23 protein-coding genes and 1 pseudogene are annotated in these 24,475 nt (G+C 60.2%); 17 read left to right on the top strand and 7 right to left on the bottom strand.

Annotated elements, in window-relative coordinates:
- Window positions 1-178: 178 nt before the first annotated feature.
- Window positions 179-571, bottom strand: coding sequence for an MmcQ/YjbR family DNA-binding protein (locus tag NKI39_RS27655; RefSeq protein ID WP_352766579.1), 393 nt, complete (start codon window positions 569-571; stop codon window positions 179-181).
- Between NKI39_RS27655 and NKI39_RS27650 the strand changes: the two are divergent.
- A pseudogene (locus NKI39_RS27650) lies at window positions 567-776 on the top strand (ABC transporter ATP-binding protein); the annotation flags it as partial. The gene NKI39_RS27655 and the pseudogene NKI39_RS27650 sit on opposite strands and share 5 nt — an antisense overlap.
- A gap of 17 nt (window positions 777-793) precedes the next feature.
- On the opposite strand, the gene otsB reads toward NKI39_RS27650, so the two are convergent.
- The 4 genes from otsB to NKI39_RS27630 form a co-directional block, all read right to left on the bottom strand.
- Complete coding sequence (gene otsB, locus NKI39_RS27645; RefSeq protein WP_031211298.1) at window positions 794-1,555, bottom strand: trehalose-phosphatase; 762 nt, start codon at window positions 1,553-1,555, stop codon at window positions 794-796.
- Window positions 1,552-3,333, bottom strand: a complete 1,782-nt coding sequence (locus tag NKI39_RS27640) for an alpha,alpha-trehalose-phosphate synthase (UDP-forming) (RefSeq protein ID WP_352835821.1) — start codon at window positions 3,331-3,333, stop codon at window positions 1,552-1,554. Before NKI39_RS27640 ends, otsB begins: the two co-directional genes overlap by 4 nt.
- 179 nt (window positions 3,334-3,512) lie before the next feature.
- Entirely contained in the window at window positions 3,513-5,675 is a 2,163-nt protein-coding gene (locus NKI39_RS27635; RefSeq protein ID WP_352540550.1) for an amylo-alpha-1,6-glucosidase, read from the bottom strand.
- A 48-nt stretch (window positions 5,676-5,723) separates the two neighbouring features.
- Window positions 5,724-6,785, bottom strand: a complete 1,062-nt coding sequence (locus NKI39_RS27630) for a glycosyltransferase family 4 protein (protein ID WP_352766576.1) — start codon at window positions 6,783-6,785, stop codon at window positions 5,724-5,726.
- Here NKI39_RS27630 and NKI39_RS34355 point away from each other — a divergent pair.
- The gene (locus NKI39_RS34355) at window positions 6,771-7,343 is read left to right on the top strand and encodes a DUF982 domain-containing protein (RefSeq protein ID WP_502893790.1); all 573 of its coding nucleotides are present in this window, start codon (window positions 6,771-6,773) and stop codon (window positions 7,341-7,343) included. The genes NKI39_RS27630 and NKI39_RS34355 overlap by 15 nt on opposite strands.
- Before the next feature lie 32 nt (window positions 7,344-7,375).
- Here NKI39_RS34355 and NKI39_RS27620 read toward each other — a convergent pair whose 3' ends face one another.
- Window positions 7,376-8,701, bottom strand: a complete 1,326-nt coding sequence (locus NKI39_RS27620; RefSeq protein ID WP_352835818.1) for a methyltransferase family protein — start codon at window positions 8,699-8,701, stop codon at window positions 7,376-7,378.
- A 19-nt stretch (window positions 8,702-8,720) separates the two neighbouring features.
- Between NKI39_RS27620 and NKI39_RS27615 the strand changes: the two genes are divergently transcribed.
- The 11 genes from NKI39_RS27615 to NKI39_RS27565 all read left to right on the top strand — a co-directional run bounded on the left by NKI39_RS27615 (window position 8,721) and on the right by NKI39_RS27565 (window position 18,967).
- Window positions 8,721-9,158, top strand: coding sequence for a hypothetical protein (locus tag NKI39_RS27615; protein ID WP_352766574.1), 438 nt, complete (start codon window positions 8,721-8,723; stop codon window positions 9,156-9,158).
- Between the two features lie 304 nt (window positions 9,159-9,462).
- Window positions 9,463-9,711: a hypothetical protein gene (locus tag NKI39_RS27610; RefSeq protein ID WP_352835815.1), complete on the top strand. Its 249-nt coding sequence runs from the start codon at window positions 9,463-9,465 to the stop codon at window positions 9,709-9,711.
- Between the two features lie 261 nt (window positions 9,712-9,972).
- Window positions 9,973-10,197: a hypothetical protein gene (locus NKI39_RS27605; RefSeq protein WP_352502409.1), complete on the top strand. Its 225-nt coding sequence runs from the start codon at window positions 9,973-9,975 to the stop codon at window positions 10,195-10,197.
- A 215-nt stretch (window positions 10,198-10,412) separates the two neighbouring features.
- On the top strand, window positions 10,413-10,667 hold the full coding sequence (locus tag NKI39_RS34350) for a DUF6894 family protein (RefSeq protein WP_502896501.1): 255 nt from the start codon (window positions 10,413-10,415) through the stop codon (window positions 10,665-10,667).
- Between the two features lie 388 nt (window positions 10,668-11,055).
- Window positions 11,056-11,598 carry a class I SAM-dependent methyltransferase gene (locus NKI39_RS27595; protein WP_352502411.1) on the top strand — a complete coding sequence of 181 codons (543 nt, stop codon included), beginning with the start codon at window positions 11,056-11,058 and terminating at the stop codon, window positions 11,596-11,598.
- A gap of 237 nt (window positions 11,599-11,835) precedes the next feature.
- On the top strand, window positions 11,836-13,623 hold the full coding sequence (locus NKI39_RS27590; RefSeq protein ID WP_352685742.1) for an ABC transporter ATP-binding protein: 1,788 nt from the start codon (window positions 11,836-11,838) through the stop codon (window positions 13,621-13,623).
- Window positions 13,624-13,629: 6 nt separating this feature from the next.
- The gene (locus NKI39_RS27585; protein WP_352766566.1) at window positions 13,630-14,811 is read left to right on the top strand and encodes a glycosyltransferase family 9 protein; all 1,182 of its coding nucleotides are present in this window, start codon (window positions 13,630-13,632) and stop codon (window positions 14,809-14,811) included.
- A gap of 9 nt (window positions 14,812-14,820) precedes the next feature.
- Complete coding sequence (locus NKI39_RS27580; RefSeq protein ID WP_352766563.1) at window positions 14,821-16,008, top strand: glycosyltransferase family 9 protein; 1,188 nt, start codon at window positions 14,821-14,823, stop codon at window positions 16,006-16,008.
- Window positions 15,998-17,176: a glycosyltransferase family 9 protein gene (locus tag NKI39_RS27575; RefSeq protein WP_352766560.1), complete on the top strand. Its 1,179-nt coding sequence runs from the start codon at window positions 15,998-16,000 to the stop codon at window positions 17,174-17,176. The genes NKI39_RS27580 and NKI39_RS27575 overlap by 11 nt, the downstream gene beginning before the upstream one ends.
- A gap of 301 nt (window positions 17,177-17,477) precedes the next feature.
- Complete coding sequence (locus NKI39_RS27570) at window positions 17,478-18,257, top strand: sulfotransferase domain-containing protein (RefSeq protein WP_352471923.1); 780 nt, start codon at window positions 17,478-17,480, stop codon at window positions 18,255-18,257.
- Window positions 18,258-18,271: 14 nt separating this feature from the next.
- Window positions 18,272-18,967 (top strand): sulfotransferase family protein, encoded by a 696-nt coding sequence (locus NKI39_RS27565; RefSeq protein ID WP_352471922.1) that lies wholly within the window; start codon window positions 18,272-18,274, stop codon window positions 18,965-18,967.
- A 30-nt stretch (window positions 18,968-18,997) separates the two neighbouring features.
- Here the strand turns inward: NKI39_RS27565 and NKI39_RS27560 are convergent, their stop codons facing one another.
- Window positions 18,998-19,978, bottom strand: coding sequence for a glycosyltransferase family 2 protein (locus NKI39_RS27560; protein ID WP_352835810.1), 981 nt, complete (start codon window positions 19,976-19,978; stop codon window positions 18,998-19,000).
- A 221-nt stretch (window positions 19,979-20,199) separates the two neighbouring features.
- Here NKI39_RS27560 and NKI39_RS27555 point away from each other — a divergent pair, with 221 nt between their 5' ends.
- The 4 genes from NKI39_RS27555 (at window position 20,200) to NKI39_RS27540 (ending at window position 24,394) form a co-directional block, all read left to right on the top strand.
- Entirely contained in the window at window positions 20,200-21,363 is a 1,164-nt protein-coding gene (locus NKI39_RS27555) for a glycosyltransferase family 4 protein (RefSeq protein WP_352766553.1), read from the top strand.
- Window positions 21,364-21,476: 113 nt separating this feature from the next.
- Window positions 21,477-22,250 (top strand): glycosyltransferase family 2 protein, encoded by a 774-nt coding sequence (locus NKI39_RS27550; protein ID WP_352502417.1) that lies wholly within the window; start codon window positions 21,477-21,479, stop codon window positions 22,248-22,250.
- Window positions 22,251-22,358: 108 nt separating this feature from the next.
- Window positions 22,359-23,081 (top strand): glycosyltransferase, encoded by a 723-nt coding sequence (locus NKI39_RS27545; protein WP_352448862.1) that lies wholly within the window; start codon window positions 22,359-22,361, stop codon window positions 23,079-23,081.
- Window positions 23,082-23,356: 275 nt separating this feature from the next.
- Entirely contained in the window at window positions 23,357-24,394 is a 1,038-nt protein-coding gene (locus NKI39_RS27540; RefSeq protein WP_352766549.1) for a phosphatidylglycerol lysyltransferase domain-containing protein, read from the top strand.
- The last annotated feature ends 81 nt before the right edge of the window (window positions 24,395-24,475 follow it).

Here is a 24,475-nt window from a genome sequence, read left to right as displayed (position 1 = left end):
CTTGTTACCGCACGCGCCTCCACGCATGGCACGCAGGTTAAGCCTGACGCAGGGGAACCGGCAAGCAGACGATTTGCCGGCGTGGGCTTAAAGTCATTCAATGAGAAACGCGCTTATCGGCGTGGCGTCGTTGAGCTTCTAGCGCCGACGATTCGGGGGGTGACACCGATCGCTCGACCTAAGCTCCCGAGTCCACCTTGTACGTGATCAGGACGGCAAGCTTTTTGGGCGCTTGTGCGCGATAACTCTCATCGAGCCATGACTTCAGTTGTCCGATCGGTGGCAGTTCGTCCGGTGCTGGTTCGAATGTCACCCATCCGCTCTTGCCAAGGCCGTACTCCGTCGGCGACGCATAGTGGAGCTTTCTCGCCTCGTCGCCGCTGTAGGGGAGTTTGAGGGAGATGCTGAACGGTTCGCCTTCAAGGCTCAAATAAGCAAAGGTCTTGCCTTTCACCGCGAGATCGTCGTGACCAGGCCACGGACTCTTTGTCTCGGCGCCTGGATAGGTGAGGCCGAAGGCGCGTAGTTCCTTGAGAACGGCATCGGTCGAAGCGCGCGATTTCCTACTCATCAACTCTCCTCCATCGCTGTCGGTGGCTATCCTGGCAGACGAGCCGACGGGGAGCCTCGACAGCAAGAGCTCGGAGCAGGTGTTCACAATCCTGCAGAATCTGGTGCGCGAACGCGGCAAGACGGTCGTGGCAGTCACGCATGACCTCGACATGGCCGCACGCATGGATCGCCGCATTCACATGGTGGACGGGAAGATCAGCTGAACCGGGCCACGGCGCGATCAGGCCACCGCCGACGTCTCGAAACTGGCCTCGAGCCAGGCTATTGCGCCCGTCACGTCGTCGAGGACATAGGTTGCGGCCGTCGGTCCGTTCGGCTTCACGCGGATGGAGATGCCGCCAATTTCATTGATCGCCTCGAAACCGTGTTCGTCCGATGTATCGTCTCCGAGGAATATCGGCCGCCGGCCAACAAAGGGCGGAATGTCCATGAAACGCCGGATGGCAGCACCTTTGACGGCTTCCAAAGGCATGAGCTCGACGCCGGCGTTTCCCGGAAGCACCCGATAACCCTTCGGAAGCCGGGCCAATGCCTGTTCGACGAGCTGGATTGCGGGTGCAAGCAGTTGCGGTGCTGCTCTTGTATGAACGGCAAGGACCGGCCCCTTGCGCTCGACATAGACCTTGCCGCTGCCCAGTTCGGCCTCGATCTCGTCCGCAAGGGCGGCGATGTCGGCCGGCGCGTCGGCGGCATCGATCGGACCGCTCGGCGTCAGCCGATGCTCCAGCCCATACAGTCCGGCAATCCGCAGCTTCAGCGGGTGGAACAGCTTGTCCACGGCGGGAATCGATCGGCCGGTGATGAAGGCGACCGCACCATCCAGCCGCCGCTCGATGCGTTCGAGCAGATTGCGCAATTCCTCGCCGACGAACACCGCGTCGGGATGGGCAGCGTGTTCCAGCAGGGTTCCGTCGATGTCGAGAAAGAGCGCCCATTGCCCTTCCGACAGGTTCAACGCCGGTGGTTGTTCAAAGCTTTTCACGACGCTGCCTTCCGAGCCCGCTCGAACATCGAGATGACGTTGTTGGTGTTCGATGGCGGGCGCTCGCCGGTTCCGGTCACCCTGTCGAGATCGCCGCGTTTGCGCAGGCGCGCGGCGTCCAGCAGCATGCTGCCGGCCCAGCGGTAGACATTGTTGTCGCGGACCATCTCGCGCATCGGCCGCAAACGTTCGCGCTGCTCTTCCGGCGTCATCGTCAGCGCCTGCAACAGCGCCTCGCTCATCATGGCCGCATCGTAGGGGTTGACGATCAGTGCTTCCAGCAATTCGCGCGAGGCACCGGCGAAGGTGCTGAGCAAAAGCACGCCCTGTTCGTCGTCGCGCGCTGCGACGAATTCCTTGGCGACAAGGTTCATGCCGTCATGCAGACTGGTGACCATACAGATGTCGGCGGCACGATAGACCTCGTAGACCTGCTCCTGCCGATGATGTTCGGCGACCATCAGGATAGGGCTGTATGTCTCGCTGCCATAGCGCCGGTTGAGCTCCTCGGCACAGCGGCGGCATTCGTCGTGGAGTTGCTGGTAGGCGGGCAATGTCCCCCGGCTCGGCGCGGCGATCTGCAGGAAAACCACCTTGCCTATCCATTCGGGATATCTCGTGAACAATTCGTCCAAGGCATGGAAGCGATCGAGAATGCCTTTCGTGTAGTCGAGGCGCTCGACGCCAACGCATAGTTTGGTATCCGCAGACAGGCCGAATCTGTCGCGCACGCTGGCGCGGCACTCCTCCACAGACGGCAGTTTTGCCAGCAATTGGGCCGGCCATTCTATGGAAATGGGATAGGCGTGGACCAATGTGGTCTGCCCACCATAGGAGATTGCCGCGTCTGCCCGTTCGATCCGGCTCTCCAGAAAGCGGTCGACACTTTCGGTGAAGTTGTTGGCATGGAATTGGGTATGAAAGCCGATGATCGAACTGCCGAGCAGTCCTTCCAGGATCCGCTCACGCCACGGACAGATGCTGAATACTTCCGAATTAGGCCACGGGATATGCCAGAAGGTGATGACTATCGCGTCCGGCAGGCGCTGGCGGATTATGCGCGGCAGCAGCGCGAAATGATAGTCCTGCACCAGCACGATCGGCCGTTCGTTGCGGGCTTCGGCAACCACCGTATCGGCGAATTTGCGGTTGACGGCCTCGTAGGCGTCCCAGTCCGAGGCGCGAAACACGGGGCGGGTGAAGGCGATATGGCAAAGCGGCCATAGGCCCTCATTAGCGAAGCCCAGATAATAGCCCTGATATTCCTCCTCCGTCAGCCAGACCCTGCGCAGCGTGTAGGACGGATTGCCCGGCGGCACCTGCACCCGGTCGTCCTTGTCGACGGTGAGGCGGTCTGCCGTGCCGCCGCCATAGGCGATCCAGGTGCCGGCACAGGCGCGGGTGATGGGCTCGAGTGCCGAAACCAGCCCGCTGGCCGGCACCAAAAGTTGGACCCCGTCATCCTTGATGTTGTGGATGTAGGGTTCGCGGTTGGACACCACGATGACCTGTGCGTCCGGCAGGTCGTCGGCCAGGATCTTGCGCAAAGTGTCGGGCGACCACGTGACCAGTGCCGCATCGGCCGACTGGCCGTTCTTTTCGAACTCGCGCAGCACCTTGCGTGCCGCTTCCGACGCGACATCCTCGCTCGGCGTGTATGCGGCGGCCGTTGCGCGACCGCGGCGCTGGCGGGATATCGACAGGAGAATGGCAAAAGCGGAAAAGCCAAAACTTGCAATCAGCAAAACCCAGAGCAGGTTTACAGTATAATCTGACATGGAATGTGATCTCGCCTCCGGCCGGCCGATAGCCGTTTTTTTTATTTGTTTTCTGGTTCGCCGCCGTATGACAACGACAGCGTCCCCACCCCGCCCATTTTTGCAACGCACAAAGAGGCTATCGGTTCCGGACGATTGCAACGCGCGCGTCATTTTCGATGCGCCGCAGCGCGGCGGCATCAAGTGCGCACGATGAGCGGCACCATCCCCTCATACCGGTCGGCAAGAAAGGCGACGACCCGGTCGCCGACACGCTGGAATGTGAGGTCGACCACTGTCGAGCCGACACCCAGATGCCGCAATGTCAGCGTGTCGATGCCGATCGGCAGCCTTGGGCGGGTGACCCGGATTTCGCTGTTCCAGCCGTCGATTTCGAGCCCAAGGCAGGCCTGCATCAGCATGAAGGCCGATCCCGCTGACCAGGCTTGCGGCAGGCACGCGACGGGATAGGCGATGGGCGCTTCGCCCGGCGACCGGGTAAAGCCGCAGAACAGTTCCGGCAGCCGCATGTTGAAATGGACAGCCGATTCGAACGTGCCGCTCATCAGCCGGACCACGCTGTCGCGCACGCCATAACGTGCCAGGCCTGCACCGCACATGGCGGTGTCGTGCGGCCAGATCGAACCATTGTGGTAGGACATCGGATTGAAGAATATCGCATCGTCGGCCAGCGTCCTCACGCCCCAACCAGAGTGGAACGACGCGGAGAGCAGCTGATCGGCGACCATCTGCGCCCGTTCCGGCTCGGGCAGCCCGACAAAGAGAAGATGGCCGGCATTCGACGTCCGTACCTTGCAGAGCTCGCCTGCACCGTCGATCGCCAGTGCATAGAAATTGAGATCGTCCATCCAGAAATGGCGTTCCACCGCGGCGCGCATGGTTTCGGCGCGTTCCTCCCAATGATCGGCCTTGTCGTCCTCGCCGCGGCGGCGGGCGAGCGCCGCCAGCCCACGGAACGCGGCAAAGACGTAGCCTTGCACCTCGACCAGGGCGATCGGCCCCTTGGGCATGCGGCCATCGGCATGGAAGACGGAATCGAAACTGTCCTTCCAGCCCTGGTTGGCAAGGCCGGTCTCGGCGCCGCGCTGGTAGGTAACGAAGCCGGTCGCGCGGCTTGTCTCCTCCGTCCATTCGGCCGCTGCACAGAGCGATGGCCACAGGCTGTCGACGAACGCCATGTCGCCGGTACGATCCGCATAGGCGCAAGCGAGATGAATATAGAGCGGCGTGGTATCGACGCCGCCGTAATAGCGGCCGAACGGGAGCTCCCGCAGTGCCGCCATCTCGCCCTTGCGGGTCTCGTGCATGATCTTGCCGGGCTGCGAATCGCTGAACGGCGACGTTTCGGTCGCCTGATGCTGGGCGAGAAAGGCGAGTACGCCGCGCGCCAGCCCAGGATTCAACCACAGCATCTGCAATGCGGAAATCACCCCGTCACGGCCAAATGCCGTCGAGAACCAGGGTATGCCGGCATAGGGGTAAGGTCCGGTTGCAAGCTCGGTGGTCAGCAGCGCCACGTCCGCGCGCGCGCGTTCGATCCAGTCGTTGAAGACGCGGCCAGAACTGTGCACCGTCGCGCCGTGGCGGCGTTTGGCGCGCATGCCGAAGCGAGCGCGGGCGGCTGCAGCCCGAAAACGGTCGCGGTCGGGTGTCTCCGCCACTTCCGGGCCGACCTCGATATAGAGGACCTCGCTGCTGCGCTTCGTCACCGCAACCAGGAAATCCGCGCGGCTGGCGGTCAAATTGTCCGGCGCCTGCGAGAACGAGATCGCCGACAGGCGCACGAGTTGGTCCAGCCCGTCATATCGAAGCACCACGGATGTCGGACTGGTCTCGGCGGCGTGGGCTATTCCGCGCTTGAGCCGGGTCGAACCGCGCACCTCGAACATGTCGCGGAAATCTGCTGCGAAATGCAAGGAAACCCGAATGGCCGACGATTCCTGGCTGTAGTTGGAAAGGGTGATGCGCTCGAACAGCCGGTCCTGCCAAAGCAGCCTGACGCGTTCTATGTGGATCGCGCCCTGCGGAATGTCGCGACCACCGACACTCTGGATCGGCAGATTGGTCAGGTTCGAGGTGAAAAGCACATTGTCCTGGCTGAGCGAGGCGCCGAGCAACGACATTTGCCGGCCACCGACCGTCAGCCGGAATTCCGAAAGCACACGCGTGTCGTCTCGGAAAAAGCCATCGCCGGCGCCGCGGATGTCGCCATAGGCGTCGGCCACCGCGAAGCAGTCGGCTTGCTTGAGGGCGAACAGCCGGTGCGGCTCCCGGGGCGCAACCTCGTCGAGGGAGGCAAGGGCTACGGCGGGATCAAGCTTACGCTCGTCGAGTTGATTCATACGTCACAAGCTCTGTCGTTTCGTTTCCAACGTCCACAATGACGCCGATCAGGACGCTCTCGCTTCACCGGGAGTACCGATCAGGCGCGCATAGGCAGCCACATAGTCGTGGGCCATTCTCGTGGCAGAAAAACGGTTTTCGAACACGGCTCTCACCTGTTGCCTGTCGAGGCGCAGCAATTCCGGTATCGAGGCGACCGCAGCATCGACCGTATCGACAAGGAAACCGGTCACGCCGTGGTCGATGATCTCCGGCAGGGCACCGCATTTCCAGGCGATCACCGGCGTGCCACAGGCCATAGCCTCTATCGCGGCAAGACCGAACGGCTCCGGCCAATCGATCGGAAACAGCAGGCCGGCCGCCTTGCCGAGGAATTCCGCTTTTCTGTCCTCTTCGATCTCGCCGATATAGTCGACACGGTCGCCGTCGATCAGCGGCTCGACCGTGTCGTGGAAAAAAGGGCGGTCGTCGTCGCCGATCTTTGCCGCAAGCTTCAGTTTCAGCCCGGAGCGCAAGGCGATCTCAATGGCACGGTCCGGGCGCTTGTCGCGCGACAGCCGGCCCAGAAAGGCCAGATACGGCTCGTCCACCTCCGTCTCGAAAGTCGGCTCATACGTATTGATCGGTAGCCCGTGATGGATGGTCGCCAGCCAATTTGCCCTGGGTAGCCCGGTTCTCTGGCTACACGAAATCGAGATCATCGGAAAGCGCGGAAAATGTTCGTAGGCCGGGGCCAGGTCGACATAGTCGAGCCTGCCATGCGGTGTCGTCACCGTCCGGTCGGGCATGTGTTCGAAGAAAGGAAAATGCAGGAAGTGGCTGAGATGGAAATGGATGATGTCGAACTGTTGCGCACGGCTCCTCACCTCGGCGAGCATCGAGAGATGCGCCGCGGTTTCGGATTTGTGCGGGCGCGGATCGAGACGGAGCGCGCGCTCGCGACACGCCACCAATTTCGCCGACGTCTTGGTATCGCCGCTGGCGAACAGGGTCACGTCATGGCCAAGCTCGACCAATCCTTCGGTCAGATAGGAGACGATGCGCTCCGTCCCTCCATAGAACCGGGGTGGCACGGATTCATGGAGCGGCGCCACATGGGCTATTCTCATGTTTTGGCATTTCCCTCAAAAAGACTGCTCGTGGCATCGAAATGCATCAGCCGCGCTAACGTTCCCGTACAATGGCAAGATGCCACCCAATTGGGGCAAGATGTCACCCAATTGGAGCTGCCGGGCGCGTCGACCGTTGCTCGTCTCGTCCAGCAAACATTTTTCAGGCCAAGCCATGTTTTGCCGGGAACCAAAGTCGGGTTCGCGAGTTTAGTGGGGTTCGATCGCACGCATCCGGTCGACGGGGAGGAAATGATGGACCGCTTGCAATTCTTTTCGCCCGTGCGGATTTTGCGCGGACAGGGACAGCCCGTGGAGGAGATCGACAGCGTTGCCGAAGCGATGGCATTCTTGCGAAAATGGCCGGCCGGGCGGCGCGGGCCGGTTTACCAGTGCGCCGTGAATTGCTGCGCTGCGGCCATGGCCGGCCGGATGTCGGCCGAGGAAGCGAGAAAGGCTTTTGCCGGCTTCGCCCGGATCACCCGCCTGCTCGAGGGCGATCGGCCGTTGCCGATGAGCGGCGAGGATCGGCATCGCGATCACGCCTTGAGGCGATAGGCCAGCTGCCGCAGATGTCCGAGCAAGGGCATTCAGCCTGAGCGCCTGATCGGCGACCGACTCGCTTTCGCGAACAGTCGTTTGAGCTGAGCAACGGCGCCGTTTTCGCTGATGTAATCGCGATAGGCGACGTAATCGGGGTCGCGTGACAGATGGCATTCCTCGGTGATGGCGCGGAGTGCGTAGATGGCATTGAGCGCGAGCAGGATGGCGGAGTGCCGCAGCGCTTCAGCGGGTCCTGCGGCGGTGAGGAAAGGTAGGGAGACCAGCCACCAGGAGAGGTTTTTCGAAACATAGGCCGGATGCTTGATCCAGCGATACGGTCCGCAGGTGATGATTCCGCGATTGGTGAGATTGGAAAATCTCAGGCCAAAGCTCACGGTGGACCAGACAAAAATCAAGATGCAGAAGAGGATCGCCGACCCCCAGAAAACCTGGAGCGCCGGTGAGGGCATCACCGCCGTCCAGTTGGCGCCCGTTTCGTAGTTCAGGTAGGCACGGGTGGCGGCGTTGATGGGTTCATAACAGGCAAGACAAACCAGCCAGCCGAATACGGTGGGCTCGACGGTGCGGATATGATTGTCGAGGACGCGCAGCGTGAAGACGTAGCCGACGACCGCGACAAGAACATCCACCATGAACAGGAGATCGATTGCAAAAGCGTGCCAGCGCATGATGTCGAATCGATACGGTTGTTCCAGCCCGGCAAGGATCGAACCCAGTGTGGAGCACAGATAGACGAACATCAGCGGCAGGAAGAAGCCTTTGACGATCCAGCCCCGCACGTGCTGGCGTATCTGCTCGGTCCTTTGCGGCACGGCGCCGCTGAGGACGAATGCACCGATTTCGGCATATGAATCTTCCGGATCGGTCTGCCGGCGGTCGACATAGGCAACATAAAACGGCGCGGCGACGAGCAGCGCCGGCAAGGTGTCGTAAAGCGCCGCCCAGTAGGGGGCGTAAAACCCGCGCCGGTATTCCGGCACTATCCAGTAGACTGCGGCAATGGTCGTGAGCGTGACGATGAAGCCGATGAGCTTGCGCACGACGCGCTCGACTTCAAGCGCTCGCATCGGCTTCGCCTGAAATCCCGTCGAACGCCTCCGGAACGTCTGGAAATAGGCCGTGTCGACCGCGATCATCGCTGCCGCGGTAGCTGCAATGACAGTCATGGCCTGCAAATGCACAGGCCAGCTTCTGTTGACGAGCACTCCGACGGCCAGCGCATAACCAAACAGTCCTGCAAGGCCGGTTAGGGGCGCGGTCGCGGATTTCGGTTGGAGCGTCAAGCTGCTACTCCCGTTGTCATGAGGGTTGATCGTCGTCGGCGGCCGCCACGGGTCACGTAGTGTGCCCACCCGCCGCCGCTGGTGCCACTTGAGCAGCCGCTACACTCCACCGCTGCCGTTGGATCCGCTGCTGCTTGTCCCGTCGTTGCCGCCGCTGGATCCGCTGCTACTGCTCGATCCGCTTGAGCCGCCGCTGCTTGTTCCGTCATTGCCGCCGCTTGAACTGCTGGTGCCACTCGAACCGCTGCTGCCGCTGGAGCCGCTGCTACCGCTCGAACCGCTGCTGCCGCTTGAACTGCTGGTGCCACTCGAACCGCTGCTGCCGCTCGAACCGCTGGTGCCGCTGGAACCGCTGGTGCCGCTAGATCCGCTGCTGCCGCTCGAACCGCTGCTGCCGCTCGAACTGCTGGTGCCGCTCGAACCACTGCTGCTGCTTGAGCCGCCGATGGGCCTGTTGTTGAGGTTGTGTGGGGAGCGATGGTTGTTGGCGCCCTCGTTTACATTTTCGCAGGTGCACTTGCGCTGATATTTGGTGCCGAAGGCACTGCCTTCATTGCTCGCCTTCTGGCAGACCGACCCATGGCAAATCAAAGTCGCTTCGGTTGTCACGGGGGTAAGGCCCGTGATGACTAGTGCGGTTGTCGTGGCCGCCATGGCCATGATCGAGAACCGGAGTAAATTCCGAGAATTTTGCATAGATACCTCGCTTTCTGACGCCTCGCTTCTCGGGCTCGCGCCCAAGCTTCCTGATTGTCGAGTGGGTATTTGCAACAAGGCCGCATACGGATCGCTTACGCCTCAGCGGTCGGGCTCAGGGGCGGCGAAAAAAGTTGAACAAAGCGCAGACAATGCTGCCGCATTGCGGTATTTCGACCAGAAAAAAGGAAGATGCACTTTGGGGGAAACGGAAAATGTCGAAACGGCTTAGACTGGTGCTGGGAACGGCCGGCGCAATTGCCGTCGCCATTGTCTGGGGGATCATCGCCACGTTAATGGGTGTGCCATCGATTCTGATCACTGTAGGAGCGGTCGCGATCGGCGCGGGCATCTACAACTATGTCGATCGAAGCCGAGGCTGATCCGGTTATCAGGCTACGGGCATAACGCAAAAATCCCACCGTCGCAGACTGTCTGCGGCAATGCTCAGTGTACGAAAATTACCAACGACAGCGGTCTGTGGAACGAGTGGCCTGCCGAAGCTATTGTGGTGTCGGTCCGAGACACCCCCGCCTCGGGTCATTGGCTCACCCAGCCGAGTGGTCCGCTGCTACCCAATGGCAGCGGACCTTCATCCGGAGGACAGACCCGGAAGACGGATTGTGCCGAATCGAGGGAGAACGATGGTCGTTGACGAGATTGCCGCGCGGCGCCTGAAAATTCTGCTCGAGCAATACATGGAGACCAGGAAGAGGCGCCACGATGCGGTTTCCACCGCAGCGGCTGAGATCGCGATCAGGGCTGTCATGCCGAATTGCCCGGCCTCCGGAAAAGTCCTGGACGACATGATTGCGGCATGTGCGTTCGAACACGGGCTGGGGGTGCTGTTCGATCGACCTGACGCATGAAGGCCTAAATGCCATGAATCCCAACGCCAAAATCGCACGTTGCTGTCGTGCACAAATCCGACGCTGTTCCTGAGGCGCTCGCGACTAATGCGCATCGCGTCGATCGGCCTCATGCGATGTGCTGTAAGTGCCTGTTTTTGTGCATGTCGTTGCCGCAAAACCGCTGCACAGTTTTGCGCGACATGCATTAGAGAAACCGACCGACCGGAGCAGCCATGCCGAGATATTTTTTCCATTTCCGAAACAATGAGGGCCGCTTGACGGAAGATTTCGAGGGTCAGGAGTTGGACGGTTTGTCCGCGGCTCAGGATAACGCAATGGCCTCGGCCAAGGAAATCCTGGCCGAGGGCCTGCTCAGCGGCAGCCCGGTCCTGACAGGTCTTTCCTTCGAAATCTGCGACGAGAACCGGAAGCTGCTTTTCCGATTTCCATTCTCGGAAGCTGCCGAAAAGGCCGGCGCTCGACCGTGATTGGCCAAAAGCCCCGCGATGCGGGCGAGCTTTGATCGAGCCTGGCTGAAAAACCGCATGTCGCGGCAAGACGGTCGTTGGTGCAAATGAGCACCATAGGCAAATTAGTAGCATAGCTGCCGGCACAAAGCAAGAACAAATACGGCTTGCCTTGCCTACGGGGGCGCCAAGCGACGTTGCCATTTCCAACCAGTATGTCGATTTGTCGGGCCGGGTGTTCGTCAACTTACCGAAACGTCTTCGCAGGATGCTGTGATCAGGAGTTCCTTTCTCCCGCGGTTGCGTTTACAGGACGCTCAGGACAGTGTCGTTTGCGCGCCAGCTACTAGACCGAGTTAGGCCGGGCGCACAGTCCCCCTCCGTCAAGGAAACCAGTCCGGCGCCGTTTTTGGAGAACAATGATTTGTGGTGGTCAAATAAGCAAAAGAGATTCAAGGGAACGTGGGACGACCGACTGGACGGCCTATTCTCAGCAGAGGTCGACTACGCCGGGAAATCCATTCTCGATGTTGGCTGCAACATGGGTATTGTCGCCTATGAGATATCCAAGCTAGGACCGAGTTCGATCCATGGGATCGACATTCTCAAGCCGCATATCGAGACGGCCAGGATGATCTTCCTGGGTTGTCCGGTCCAAAGCCAGTTCGATTGTCTCGATCTTGGCAGCCGGAAGCTGCAAAATGTTCTCAAACCGCAGTACGACATCGTCATGCTGCTGGCGGTCTACCATCACATGCAGTGGAGCCTCGGCGCGGATAAGGCGCGACGCGTGCTGTGCGATATCGCCGGGCGTGCTCAAACGATCGTTGCCCGCGTCCCTCCTGGCAAGGATAAGGAGATGATCGCGGTGCTTTCGGATGTGGGCTTTTCAATCAAAAGCAATCACACATCGCCTCTTGGAAGCCATCTCATGGTCCTCGCGAAACACTGACCAGGCATAGCGCGGCCGACGGCGAATGGCGCAAGAGCCGCGTGGCTGGGATCCGCTATGCTCGGACGCGAGGAACCGACAGTCATAAGCCGATGACGTGCAAGGATCCGGTTCGGCATTGACTGCGGTCGGGAACGAAGCCACAGACAGGTGATCGAAACCGTCTCGTGCTTCAAGACAACACGAAGACCGGACGGGATCGCAACGGGCGGCGACAAGATGATTGCAAAGAAACGAGTGTCAACGGTCCCGGCATATCCGCTGATCAAGCGTCTGATTGGCGAAAATCTGCCGCCGCACAAGATGCTGTATGTGACAGGTTTGCTGTGCTCGATCGCTGCTGCTGCCGCGGTCGGCGCGACGGCCTGGATCATGAAAGTCATGATCAACACCATCTATGTCGAGCGAGATGCTGCCGCTGTATCGGGTATCAGCGTCGTCATCATCGGCATTTTCCTGGTCAAGGGCATAGCTGCCTACTGCCAGACCGTCACAACGGGAAAGATTCGCCGGGCTATCGTTTCGGACCTGCAAAACCGGCAATTTTCTCGAATGGTGCGTTTCGACATCAGCCGTTTCGCGAACCAGCATCCGGCAAAATTCATCTCCAAAATCATGTTCAACGCGCGCGCCGGGGCGACCGTTATTCTCACCCTCACGAGCAGCGCCGTCTCTGATCTGCTGACCCTGATTGCCTTGGCCAGCGTCATGGTCAAGCAGGACCCGGTGATGTCGCTGATATCCGTGGCGGTTCTGCCGATGCTGTTCCTGTCAGTCGGCGCGATAACCAGGAAGCTCAAGGCGCTGGCGAGGGGCGAGACGGAATTGGCCGCGCAGGTCCAGTCGATCGGCACGGAAGCCGTCGAAGGCATCCGCACCATCAAGTCCTTCCAGCTCGAGGACAAGGCCGTCGCCAGCTTTGCAAAGGCCGTCCGCAAGATGGAAAGACGTGGCATCCAGATCAACCGGACGTCAGCATTGATGAGCCCATTGATGGAGACCGGCGGCGGCGTGATCATCGGGCTTTTCGTTATGTACGCCAGCTGGCAGACCCTCGGCAACGGCAAGACGCCCGGCGAATTCATGGCCTTCATTACCGCGTTCCTGCTTGCCTATGAGCCTGCCAAGCGGTTGGCCCGGGTCAATGTCGACATTCAGAAGCAAATGGTCGCCGTCGAGCAGATGTATGACTTGATCGACACGCCCGAGCAGCGGCGACTCGCGATTGCGGGCGAGCGTCTGACCGACGTCGATGGTGGTATCCGCTTTGAAGATGTGGCCTTTTCCTATGACGGCAACAGCCCCGCGCTCGAGGGTGTTTCCTTCGACGTGCGACCTCGTGAGAAGCTGGCGATCGTCGGCCGCTCCGGCGCCGGCAAGACCACCATCGTCAATCTGATCCTGCGTCTGATGGAGCCGGACAAGGGCAGGATCCTGATCGACGGAAAGGATATTTCGAAGATCAGCCTGGCCGACGTTCGCGATAACATCGCACTGGTATCCCAGGACGTCTTCCTGTTCGAAGGCTCGATTCGCGACAACATTCGCGACGGCCGCCCGAATGCCACGGATCAGGAAATCGAGTCCGCTGCGAACCTCGCCCGGGTCACCAGCTTTGCTTCGGCGCTCGAAAACGGGCTCGACACGCTTGTCGGGCCAAGCGGCACCAACCTGTCTGGCGGCCAGAAACAACGCGTTGCCATCGCGCGCGCCCTGCTCAAGAATGCTGCGGTAATCGTCTATGACGAAGCGACATCCGCGCTTGACGGTGAAAACGAACGGGCGGTTATGGAGGCAGCCTTCGACAACACATTTCAGCGCACGGTGATCTGCATTGCGCACAGGCTGTCTACAATCAAGGCGGCCGATCGTATTCTCGTGTTTGACGCCGGACAGCTTGTCGATGCTGGAACGCATGACCAGCTTGCCAAGCACAGCGAGATATATCGTTCGATATTCCACCTGGAGACGCCCGATCCGATGGTCGAAAGCGGCAAAAAGCTGCGGCAGAGCGTATTGCGCTGAAGGCCGATGACCAGCTTTTATCACGGTTCCTATGTCCGGTATGTAATTGGTGGACTGGGCCTTCAGGTGCGCCGGTACAAAAAGGCGGTGCGCAGGTTGTTTTTCAGTCCCAGGCAGCCTCGTTCCATTCTTGAGCTGCAGGCCAAGGTTGAGGCCCTGATCGTGCGCAGGGACTGGAAAGGCCTTGAAGTCGGTACCAATGAGATGGCTGTCACGGCCGATCATAATCGCGACCCGGAGCTGATGCAGAAGGCGGGCCAGGCGTTCGAACGCCTTGGCAACTTTGCGCGGGCAGCTGAGCTTCGGCTTTCCGCTCGCCGGCTGCGGAAAGGGAAAAGCGCCAACGAGTGGACCGGCGAGAATCTCGGATCGGATACACTGCTGATCGATCTTGTGGAGGATGATCCGCGCAGCCTTGGCCGGGTTATCCGCCACGCGCGACTGGCCGGCGCTGCCGCTGCCTATGCCCAAAGCGCAACAATTCGGGTCGAGCCGCGCCTGGTATCAATTCTGCAGCGAACGTTCCCGAAGGCGACCGTGGTCCCGGCGCAGCGGGATGTGGTCGGCGACAAACACGCGACTTTCGAAGATCTCGCCTGGGTGTTCGGACGCGACGCCGAAAAGCTTGCTGCCGACTTCGTACCGCTGCGGGCAGATCCTGAACTCGTCGAGGCATTCCGCAAGCGCTATCGGGCGATGACGGATCTGCCGCTGGTCGGTCTCTCCTGGGGCAGCAAGTCCCATACCAAGGACGTGCCTGATTTTCCTGAATGGGCACGGTTCATCGCCCAGACGCCAGCGACATTCGTTTCGCTCCAGTACGGGCAGATCAAGCCGGCGTTGCGGCGCCTTCGCAACGGCAACGACGCGCGTCTGATCTTTGACGACAGCGTCGACCAGATGGTCGACATGGACCGTTTCGCCGCACAGGTCGCTGCACTCGATGCTGTCGTGACGATCAGCAATACGGCGGCCCATCTTGCCGGAGCCCTTGGCGTGCCGACTGTTTTCCTCATCGACGATAATTTTCAGACGGCATGGCCGGTGACCGGCGACCGGACACCCTGGTATCCGAATGGCATTGTCATTCGCAAGGAGGGGCGCCCTTGGTCGCTGGTGCTCGACGAGGCCGGCCGGCGGCTCTCGTCGATCCTGACGACGCTTTCCGACGCTCCCCGGGGACGATAGAACATCGCCGTGCAGAACAGACGAACCATCCTTCAGAAGGCAAAAACCGCCGATCTGCGCCCGCAGGGCGCCGTCGGCAAGCGGCTGCAGAAAGTCCTCGAGCGGGCAAAGGAACTTCTTAGACGTCCCTCGCGCCACGCCGACGAAAGCGCCGAACGGCATATGAGGCTGATGGAGGAAAGCGTGCAGCGTGGTGATTGGCAAACTGCTCGCGACCATGCACTGGCGCTTGGCGTGCTTGGTGAGCAGCTTGGCGATCTCGGCCTGATCAAGAAAGCGGGGCGTGGACTGAGGCGTCTCGACGGAGGAAATCGCATCTGGCAGTTGATGGCGGCGAGCAAGCAGCTGCGCGGCAGGCCCGATTGGGATGGCAGTGATCTTGCGGGTCGCACGCTTCTCGTCGATCGTCGCGAAGGCGACCTGGCGATCTTTTTCCAGTTCGCGTCTTTGCTTGGTCCAGCAGCTGCGGCTGCCGGTCGATGCATCGTCTTCGTCGAGCCGCGACTGGCACCGCTTTATCGCAGAACATATCCTGCGCTTGATGTCAGGATTGAAGGGGAAGAGGACATGGCGGCAGTGGACGCCGATGTCGTTGCCGGTTTCGAGACACTCGCAAAGCATTTCTGGCCGGACGACCCGGCGGCACGCGCGCCCTTCGTTCCGCTGGAGCCGGACCGCCGACTGGTTGCCGAGCTGCGCGGCACCTATCTCGATGGCGGCCCAGGTCCCCTGATCGGATTTGCCTGGGGAAGCCTGAACAAGAGCAAGGATCTGCCGGCTCTGGACGATTGGCGGACGCTGTTCAGCAGCCTGCCGGGGCGCCTGGTCAGCTTGCAATATGGCGATGTCGGGCCGGCCCTCTCCGAGTTCGAGCGCCACACTCCGGGGCGCATCATCCATGACGCTTCAGTCGACCAGTTGACGGACATGGACCGCTTTGCCGCCCAAATTGCGGCGCTCGACGCGGTGGTCACGATCAGCAATACCGGCGCCAACCTCGCCGGGGCGCTCGGCGTGCCGACGATTGTCATGCTCGACGATGGATTTCGGCTGTCCTGGCCTGCTTTCGGTGAGACCGTCGCCGCATATCCGAGCGTTCGACTGGTCCGAAAAGGCGGCCGAGCCTGGGCGTCGGCAGTCCAGGAAGCAGGCGGACGGGTCATGCAAATCATCGGCGGAGCTGGCGATGGAGCGTAGCCAACTTCTCGGCCGGTTGCGCCGCGCTGTCGCGCTTGCAGGCTACAGATACAAGGTCTGGTTCCGACGTCACCGGCGGCAGCTCTTCCTTCGCTGGCGCGACGGCGACATTGCCGATCAGATGGCGGATTATCGGCGAAGCGTCGAGTCCCGCGATTGGCCGGCGGCACTGCCGAAAGCCCTGGCTCTTGGATCCATTGCGAAGTCGAGGGGCGAGGTCCACCTGATCGACGAGCTCAGCAAGGCGCTGATGCGGATGGGCGCCTATGGCGCAGCCGCCGAACTCAGGATCGCCCGACGCCACATCGTCAACGGCCGCGTCGATGGCGAGTGGCTGGGCCAGGATATTTCGGGCCAGACACTGCTTGTCGATCTGATGGAAACCGAAAAGCAGGGTCTGGCCACCGCGATCCATCATGCGAGTTCCGTCGGCTGTGCGTTGGGGCGCGCCGCCCGTTCGATCGTCCTGGTCGAGCGCCGCCTGGTACCGCTCTTTCAGCGCACTTTTCCGACCGCCGATGTGCGGCCGGTCGGCGCTGACGGCAAGGCTGCCTATGGCGAGGCGCAGGCCTTCGCCGGCGTCCAGCATCTGACTGCCGTTTTCGAGACCGACGAGGCGACGATCCGCGAGCATTTCGTGCCCCTTAAGCCGGATCCGGCCCGGGTCGCTGAACTTCGCGCCCGCTACCGGCATGAAGGACGGCCGTTGGTCGGTATCGCATGGGGCAGCTCCAATCCTGGCAAAGACCTGCCGCCGCTTGCCGCCTGGCGAAACCTGATAGGCCGACCGGACCTCCGGTTCGTCTCGCTGCAGTACGGCCAGATCGAGACCGATCTGAAGTTCCTGACCGACGGTGAGCCGAAGCGCATTCTTCATGACAGATCGGTCGATCAGCTCGTCGACATGGACCTTTTCGCCGCGCAGGTTGCCGCGATGGACGCCGTGGTGACCATCAGCAATACCGGAGCGCATCTGGCGGGCGCGCTCGGCATCCCCTCGATTTTCATTCTGGGCGACGGCTTCAAGCGCTCCTGGCCGGTCGAGGGCGACCGCACGCCCTACTATCCATCGGCCGTGCTGGTCTCGAAACGGGAACGCCCCTGGTCCGTGGTGATGGGCGAGGCTGAGGCCATCCTGGCGCCATGGCTCACAAAAGTGAGTGGCTAATGCCTGTCGTCCGAAAGGGTGTCACTGAAGACGCTTCGACGCGATCCGCATTAAGGGTTCGGCCGACGGATCGCGGAATGGAGCGCCCGTGTCGAACAGTCGTCGCAACAGGCCAAAAAACATAAGGCATTCCGAACCGGGATATAGTAAAGGCCAATTCGCCCCGCAGAGGATCGCAATTCTTGCTGGCATTTCTGCCTTGTGTTCGAATTAGCCGTAGGCTTAGGCGCCCAGTAATGGGGTTGGTCTGGCCGGCAGCGGTTCGGGCGCCAGCTCTGATAATCTAAAGGAGGTCTCTCCCATGTCCTTTCTAAAATTTTTCCAGGCCAAAGCGCCGCCTCTTCCTCTTATCGTATCCTTTCCAAAATCGGGGCGCACGTGGCTACGTGTCATGCTGGACGATCTCGGAGTTGAAGTTCAATACATTCACGACGGAACCGACCACAAGTTACTTCGACCGAAATCGAGCCTCAAGGAGAATAAATCTCGGTATAAAAAGAGAAGAACAATAATGCTTGTTCGCGATCCAAGAGATACGGTGGTCTCAGGGTACTTTCAGGTTCAGAAGCGCCACATGCTTCCAGCGGGATCGTTCAGTGATTTTATCAGAAGCGACAATCATGGGATTGAAAAGATCATCAGATTCAATCTGCATTGGTTCGCGGCCATGCCCCGGATGCGCGAAATCCGGTATCTTCAATATGAAGATATGCATCGGGATACCGCTGGTGTCCTTCGCGCGATCCTTGGATTCCTGAACCAGCAGGCTGACGATCGGACGCTTGTCGAGGTGGCGAACAACCGAACGTTCGACAAGATGAAAGTGAGTGAATCGACTGGTGATCTGTCCGATCGATACGGCAAGATATTACAGCCGCGCGATGCGAATGATCCCGAAAGCTTCAAGGTGCGCAAGGGCAAGATAGGCGGTTACGGCGAATATCTTTCCGAGGACGATGTGGCCTATTGTGACGAGCAGTTGGCTAAGTTCGAATATTGGGAGAAGCTGGACAAGGTTTTTAGCACGAACGGCTTGTGCTACGCTCGCGTCGATAACCGCGCCCGGGTCGCCTTGGGTTAGGGAGCATTGCCGACATGGTGATGCGGACCGGATTCATTTGCGGCTGCGGCCATAGCGGGACGACGTTGATTGCGACGATCCTTGCGTCGCATCCCGACGTCTACCTGCCGCTCCAGGAAACCAACATTTTCTTCAAGTGGACGCCACTGGCCATGTTCCGCTTCTGGAAACTGAAGCGGGCGGCGCTCGATGCTGGAAAGAACGTGCTGCTTGAAAAGACACCGCGGCATATCCGCCGTGTCGCCCGCATTCGCCGGCTCGTGCCCGGCGCGCGTTTCGTCATGCCGGTGCGAGATGGACGCGACGTCGTAGCGTCCCTGATCAAACGACTTGGCGACCCAACGGAGGCTCTCGACCGCTGGATCAACGACAATGCGCTGGTTCTTGCGGAACGGGGAAAGCCGGATGTGCTGATCTATCGCTATGAGGACCTGGTCGAGAATCCGGCCAAAGTCGTCGAGCAGATATGCGGCTTTCTCGATGTAACCTTCAGGCCGGATCTCCTCGACTATCACAAGAACCCGCAGCAGTGGTTCAAGCCGACCGACGCCAGCGGCGAGACGCCACATGCGGTGCTCCGGAACCAACAGGTCAATCAGCCGATCTATGACGGGAGCGGAAGATGGCGCTCCGAACTTGGAAACGCCGAGCTACAGGACCTGGTACAGGGACGAGGTGCCCAGCTTATGAAAGCATTCGGTTATGCATGATCTCGGCTCGGCATCTGCTTGAACTGCCGTCTACCAATCAATTTTGTCGATCAAACCCGTTTTGAACAGGCTGTGAGCGCCTTCGTACAGCATTGACTGTTCGCTCATCGCGCTGAGAGCGGCTTTACCGCTCGATACCTCATGATACTGGCGATATTTGGAAGCGCCGTTCCAATACTGACCTTCCGCCACCGCGACCTGCGCCTTGTCGTTGAAATCGGCGAAGAACTTGAAATGAAGCAGGCCAGCCAATCCCTTTATATAGTTTCGCCAGTAGGGCAGCGGTGAGTGAATCGACGTAAAAATCGTCTGGCGATCAACATATATCAGAGGAAACTTGGTCAACTTGTGCTGCCTGGCGAAAAGCCGGGTTCTCGGGCCGCCTGTGATCTTGAGATGCCGGGGGCTCCTCGTCACCTCATAGCCGCTGCCGTCGAAATGGTCCGCAACTTGCCATGGCGGCACGATGGGATCGAAGGGTACGTCCCAGATGTTTCCGCTCGGATACATGTCGATCATCGGCGCCAGCAGGCGTGTCATTCCGCGCCGCTTGAGCCAGTCGGCCATCGCACCGAGCGGATGCTGATCCATACCGTCATAGACAAGATATTCGTCCGCATCCACGGTTAGATACCAGCGAGGCTGACCATAGATCTGCACAATCCGCTGACGCCAAAGGTTTCCCAGGTCCGACTGCGAATAGGTGATCGGCGAGCTGAATAGATCGACATCTGGCTGCTCGGCCAGAAGCTCAGCTGTGCCGTCGGTCGAGCGATCATCGAGGACGGCGAATCTGGTGACGCCGAGTTCGCGATAGTGCTTCAGGAACGGGGGTAGCCTGTCCGCCTCGTTGCGGATGACGAGGATCAAAGGCAGGTCATTCGCTTTAAGGGGCGTTATCGGCCGCAGCGATGACACTTCTGCCCGTCTTCCGAAGGTGTGTCTCAGCCGATATATGGCGGTGTCGGTAATCGTCCGGCGGACAATGGCGGGCCAGGTTGCTTTGCTCAAGCCATCGATTCCCCTCATGGCGGTCACCGGCTGGAGCTGGCGCTGATCCGCTGTTTGCAGTTAATTTCTACATGCAGCACCGTTAGGCAAATCGCAAGCAGTTGCGGACAATGGACACAGGCCTGTTCTGAGTTCCGGCGGGGGAGCTTTCCAAGTGTTGCCGATGCGAGCTGGCCTCTATAGACATCGTCAGATGGCAACAAGGCCGGAGCCCAGACCCTATGTACGCCGGCATTCGTGGCACCGAAATTCAATTCGACAGGCCGATCCTGTTCGTGCGCCAGCGTTATGCGCCTTTTGGCGGAGGCGAGATCATGCTGGAAAACATCATGGCCGCATTCGCCGCGCGTCAGCGGCGGGTGGCCGTGCTGTCCGGCGACTGGCCGCGTTATGAAGGCATCGAGTTCATCCATTGTGCCGGCCGCCGGTTTCCGCGTTCGCTGCGGGCGACGTCCTTTGCTCAAGCTGCCTGCCGCAAGATCGCCGAGATGCCGCCGGCGCTGGTGCAGAGCAACGATCGTCTCCCGTGCTGCGATGTCTTCCGGGCCGGGGAGGGCGTTCATGCCGCCTATCTTGCCGAGCGGCGGCGTTTCGAAACGCGGCTTGGCAGGGCGGCAATGGCGCTGAGCCCCTTTCACCGCCAGACGCTGCGCCTCGAGCGCGCAACCTATGCCAGCCCACGGCTCAAAGCTGTCATAGCGATTTCGAAGATGGTCGCCGAGGACATTGTCCGTCACTACGATTATCCGGCGGAAAATGTGCACCATATTCCCAACGGGGTGGATCTCGACCGCTTCAACCCGCAGCTGCGCCAGCAGCATCGGGCGACAATCCGCGCGCGGCTCGACGCCGACGAAAACAGGCCGGTCGTCCTGTTTGTCGGCTCGGGCTTTGCGCGAAAAGGACTGCTTGCACTGATGAAGGCGGCCGCCAGGCTCGATGGCGGGCCTGAATTGTGGGTCATCGGCCATGATTCGCGCGCCAACGCCTTCAGGCAGGCCGGTGACAGGCTCGGTCTCGGCACACGGCTCAAGATGCTGGGGCCGCAGAAAGACATGCTGCCGTGGTACGGCGCGGCCGATGTTGCCGTGCTGCCTTCCATCTATGATCCTTTCGGCACAGTGGTCATTGAAGCGATGGCCAGCGGCTTGCCCGCCGTGGTAAGCACCGGCTGTGGAGCGCGCGAGCTTGTCGAGCGGTTCGAGCCGACGCTCGTTTGCGATGCGGCCAGCGAAAGCGACCTCGCTGCAGCGCTCGCGCACGCGCTGCAGTTGTCGTCACGACCTGACACCGCAGCCCGGGTGAGAGCGGCGGCCGAACACTATGATTTCAATGTCATGATCAAGCGAATGATGGCGCTTTATGAAAGCCTTGATCTGAAATGATTTTCGACTTTGTTGAATTAGGTTAGTACCCTCAGTTTGCTAACGGGCCGGGAACCGATGCTGCAGATGCATTCGAATGACGGTGGCAGCCTTGATGCCGGAGCATTCTGACCGTGCCGGCGCTCTCGGTCATTATCATCACCCGCAACGAGGAGGCGTCCATCGCGCAATGCCTTCAGTCGGTCCATTTTGCCGATGAGATCGTCGTTCTCGACAACAACAGCAGCGACAGAACCAGGGAGATTGCCGGTGCTCTGGGGGCAAAGGTTCTGATGACCGTCGATTGGCCCGGTTTTGGCGCGCAAAAAAACCGTGCGCTGGCCGCGGCAACGGGGGATTGGATCCTGTCGCTGGATGCCGATGAGTGGGTGGAGGCGCCGCTCGGCGCGGAAATAAGGGCCGCAATCGCCGACCCAAAAGCCAATGACGGCTTCGAAATACCGAGAAGATCGCGCTTTTGCGGGCACATTGTCCGCCATAGCGGCTGGTCGCCCGATCTGGTGCTCAGGCTCTTCCGTCGCCGCTCCGGGCGGTTCAGCGACGACACCGTGCACGAGAAGGTATTGGTGAACGGGAAGGTCAGCCGATTGTCCCAGCCGATCGAGCACGATTCCATTACCGACTTGGCAGATGCCCACGACAAGATCGGCCGGTACGCAGAAGCGTCCGCCGCGCAACTGCTTGCCGAGGGCAAAAAAAGCTCGATAGGCAAGGCGGTCTTGCGCTCGGTCTGGGCCTATGTGCGCAGCTATATTTTCCGGCTGGGATTTCTGGACGGTTCCATTGGTGCGATGGTGGCCGCGTATTCGGCCAGCTACACCTATCAGAAATGGGCTCGTGTCGCATTGGGAATGCGAGGCCAGGTCCACCCAAAAACGCAAGGCTGAGGCCAGGACAAATCTGTGAGAAACCGGCTTGGTTGACCGCAATTGTTGCCGAGCCATCGCCAACTAGTTAGTGTACGACCGTAAAAATCGAAAGCCAGGGTAGTGAATATGACTGATGCGTTTAGGGTATTTATCGGATGGGACAGTCGTGAGCCGATCGCGTACGACGTCGCGCGACACTCGCTGCTCAAACATGCGTCGGCGCCTGTCTCCGTCATTCCAATCAAACAGGACGAGATGCGTGCCCGCGGGCTATATTGGCGGGAAAAAGACCCGCTCGCCTCAACGGAGTTCACCTACACGCGCTTCCTCACGCCCTTTCTCGCCGACTACACGGGTTGGGCCCTGTTTTGCGATTGCGATTTCCTGTGGCTTGGTGACGTCGCAGGCCTGCTGAAATATACGGACTCAGACAAGGCGGTCTATTGCGTCCAGCATGACTATACGCCGAAGGCCACAACCAAGATGGATGGTGTGGTCCAGACGTCCTATCCTCGGAAAAACTGGTCGTCGCTGATGCTGTTCAATTGCGCGCATCCTTCGGTCAGATCGCTCACGCCAGAGGTCGTGAATCAGGAAAGTGGCGCCTATCTTCACCGAATGCAGTGGGTTGCCGACAAAGATTTGGGCTCATTGCCGGTAGAGTGGAATTGGCTCGAAGGTTGGAATGAAAAGCCTGCGGTCGGCACACCTAAGGCGGTCCACTATACCAGCGGCGGCCCGTGGTTTGCCGAATGGCAGAATGTCGACTACGCCGATTTGTGGATAGCAGAACGCGACGAGTTCCTGGCTTCCGATCAAGCGGAATCTTCTCAGAGCGCCGTTCGATAAGAACATCGTGTTTGGCAGGTGACCTGGGCGCTTCCGAAAGTGGCATTGATTTTCGTGTCGCCATGGGCGCAGCAACCAGCCGTCAGGCGCGGGGCGTCGACAACAATGCGTGTTGCCGCTTGGGGGCGGGACCGGGGCAGATTGCGCCTACGAATCTGGCGGCTCCGGCCGGGTAAACATGCCGCGCTGAGATAAGGATCAGCTCGCGGCAATATGATCGGTTTTTTGGGTCCGTCAGCTCTTTCATCGGCCTAGCCGGCACGCGAAAGTCGACCATGCCGTCACTGCGAAGACGCCTCGATCGTTTCCTGGAGAACCGCGGGCCTAAAATACCGCGGCTGCAGCTGAACCATGTCGAGCGCCTGGCGCTGGTCCGTCGCCATGGTGATTTTTCCCTTGCCTATTCGACCGCCGTGCAGAAGGGGCTTCACTACTTCGGCGATGCCCAGGGCTACATCGCTTACGGCAGCAAAACGCGACATCATTTCGCGCTCGGTGATCCAGTGGCTGCCCCGGCCGATTGGCGCGACTATATCCGACGTTTCATCGAGGTTGCCGGCAGCCCGTGGTTCGTGCAGATCGGCGACCAGACGGCGCGCGTGCTTGCCGGGCTTGGCTATCAGGTCAACCGCCTCGGCGTCGATACCAGGCTTGTCCTGCCCGGACACGACTTTTCCGGAAAGCGCAATGAGACAGTGCGCTATTCCGAACGCTGGCTCTTGAAGAAGGGTTTTTCCTTCGCAGAGGACAACGGGACTGTCTTCCTCGACGAGATTGCCAGGCTCTCCCAAAATTGGCGGGCCGACCGCATTGTCAAGCGCTGGGAGATGAGATTTCTCAACAGGCCCTTTGCCGATCACCTTGGCGTCGATATGCGCCGTTTCGTCCTGCACGGTCCGGATGGGGAACTCGTGGCCTTGCTGGATTTCGATCCGCTGTTCAGCGACGGCAAGGTCATCGGCTACACCACCTCGTTCAAGCGCAAGCACATCGATGCCTCGGCGCATGCCGAGATCGGCCTGACCAAATTCGCGGTTGACCGCTTTCGCGATGAAGGTGTTTCCGTCGTCACCCTAGGCCTGTCGCCGCTTGTCGAAATCGGACCTAGCGGGTTTGCCGAAAGCGATTTCTGGCGGCACGCCTTCCAGCGTGCCTATGACTCGCCCTGGGTCAATCGCACCCGCTTCAATCTGCAGGGGCAGGCGGCCTTCAAGCGCCGGTTCCATGGTGTCGAAGAGCCGACCTATCTTGCCTTTCGCAAGGGGACCTTTTTCGAAGCGCTTTCTCTGCTCCGGCTGATCAGGGCCGTCTAGGTCGTGTGGACACTTATCTGATCCAGAGGACGGTTGCGGCGATGGTGACGATGGCGAGGTAGTTTCGGGCTGTCTTCTCGA

This window comes from Mesorhizobium sp. M0664, assembly GCF_040320565.1.
Lineage (GTDB): Bacteria > Pseudomonadota > Alphaproteobacteria > Rhizobiales > Rhizobiaceae > Mesorhizobium.
The sequence above is the reverse complement of the archived record's forward strand: the minus strand, read 5'-3'. Positions and strand labels throughout refer to the sequence as shown.

What these genes read in the sequence shown, in the direction of transcription:
- NKI39_RS27640 (WP_352835821.1), bottom strand. Translation starts at nt 3,333, where the DNA reads ATGTCAGATTATACTGTAAACCTGCTCTGGGTTTTGCTGATTGCAAGT.
- NKI39_RS27540 (WP_352766549.1), top strand. Translation starts at nt 23,357, where the DNA reads ATGCCGTCACTGCGAAGACGCCTCGATCGTTTCCTGGAGAACCGCGGG.
- NKI39_RS27575 (WP_352766560.1), top strand. Translation starts at nt 15,998, where the DNA reads ATGGAGCGTAGCCAACTTCTCGGCCGGTTGCGCCGCGCTGTCGCGCTT.
- NKI39_RS27545 (WP_352448862.1), top strand. Translation starts at nt 22,359, where the DNA reads ATGACTGATGCGTTTAGGGTATTTATCGGATGGGACAGTCGTGAGCCG.
- NKI39_RS27565 (WP_352471922.1), top strand. Translation starts at nt 18,272, where the DNA reads ATGGTGATGCGGACCGGATTCATTTGCGGCTGCGGCCATAGCGGGACG.
- NKI39_RS27635 (WP_352540550.1), bottom strand. Translation starts at nt 5,675, where the DNA reads ATGAATCAACTCGACGAGCGTAAGCTTGATCCCGCCGTAGCCCTTGCC.
- NKI39_RS27555 (WP_352766553.1), top strand. Translation starts at nt 20,200, where the DNA reads ATGTACGCCGGCATTCGTGGCACCGAAATTCAATTCGACAGGCCGATC.
- NKI39_RS27570 (WP_352471923.1), top strand. Translation starts at nt 17,478, where the DNA reads ATGTCCTTTCTAAAATTTTTCCAGGCCAAAGCGCCGCCTCTTCCTCTT.
- NKI39_RS27630 (WP_352766576.1), bottom strand. Translation starts at nt 6,785, where the DNA reads ATGAGAATAGCCCATGTGGCGCCGCTCCATGAATCCGTGCCACCCCGG.
- NKI39_RS27655 (WP_352766579.1), bottom strand. Translation starts at nt 571, where the DNA reads ATGAGTAGGAAATCGCGCGCTTCGACCGATGCCGTTCTCAAGGAACTA.
- NKI39_RS27585 (WP_352766566.1), top strand. Translation starts at nt 13,630, where the DNA reads ATGACCAGCTTTTATCACGGTTCCTATGTCCGGTATGTAATTGGTGGA.
- NKI39_RS34355 (WP_502893790.1), top strand. Translation starts at nt 6,771, where the DNA reads ATGGGCTATTCTCATGTTTTGGCATTTCCCTCAAAAAGACTGCTCGTG.
- NKI39_RS34350 (WP_502896501.1), top strand. Translation starts at nt 10,413, where the DNA reads ATGCCGAGATATTTTTTCCATTTCCGAAACAATGAGGGCCGCTTGACG.
- NKI39_RS27605 (WP_352502409.1), top strand. Translation starts at nt 9,973, where the DNA reads ATGGTCGTTGACGAGATTGCCGCGCGGCGCCTGAAAATTCTGCTCGAG.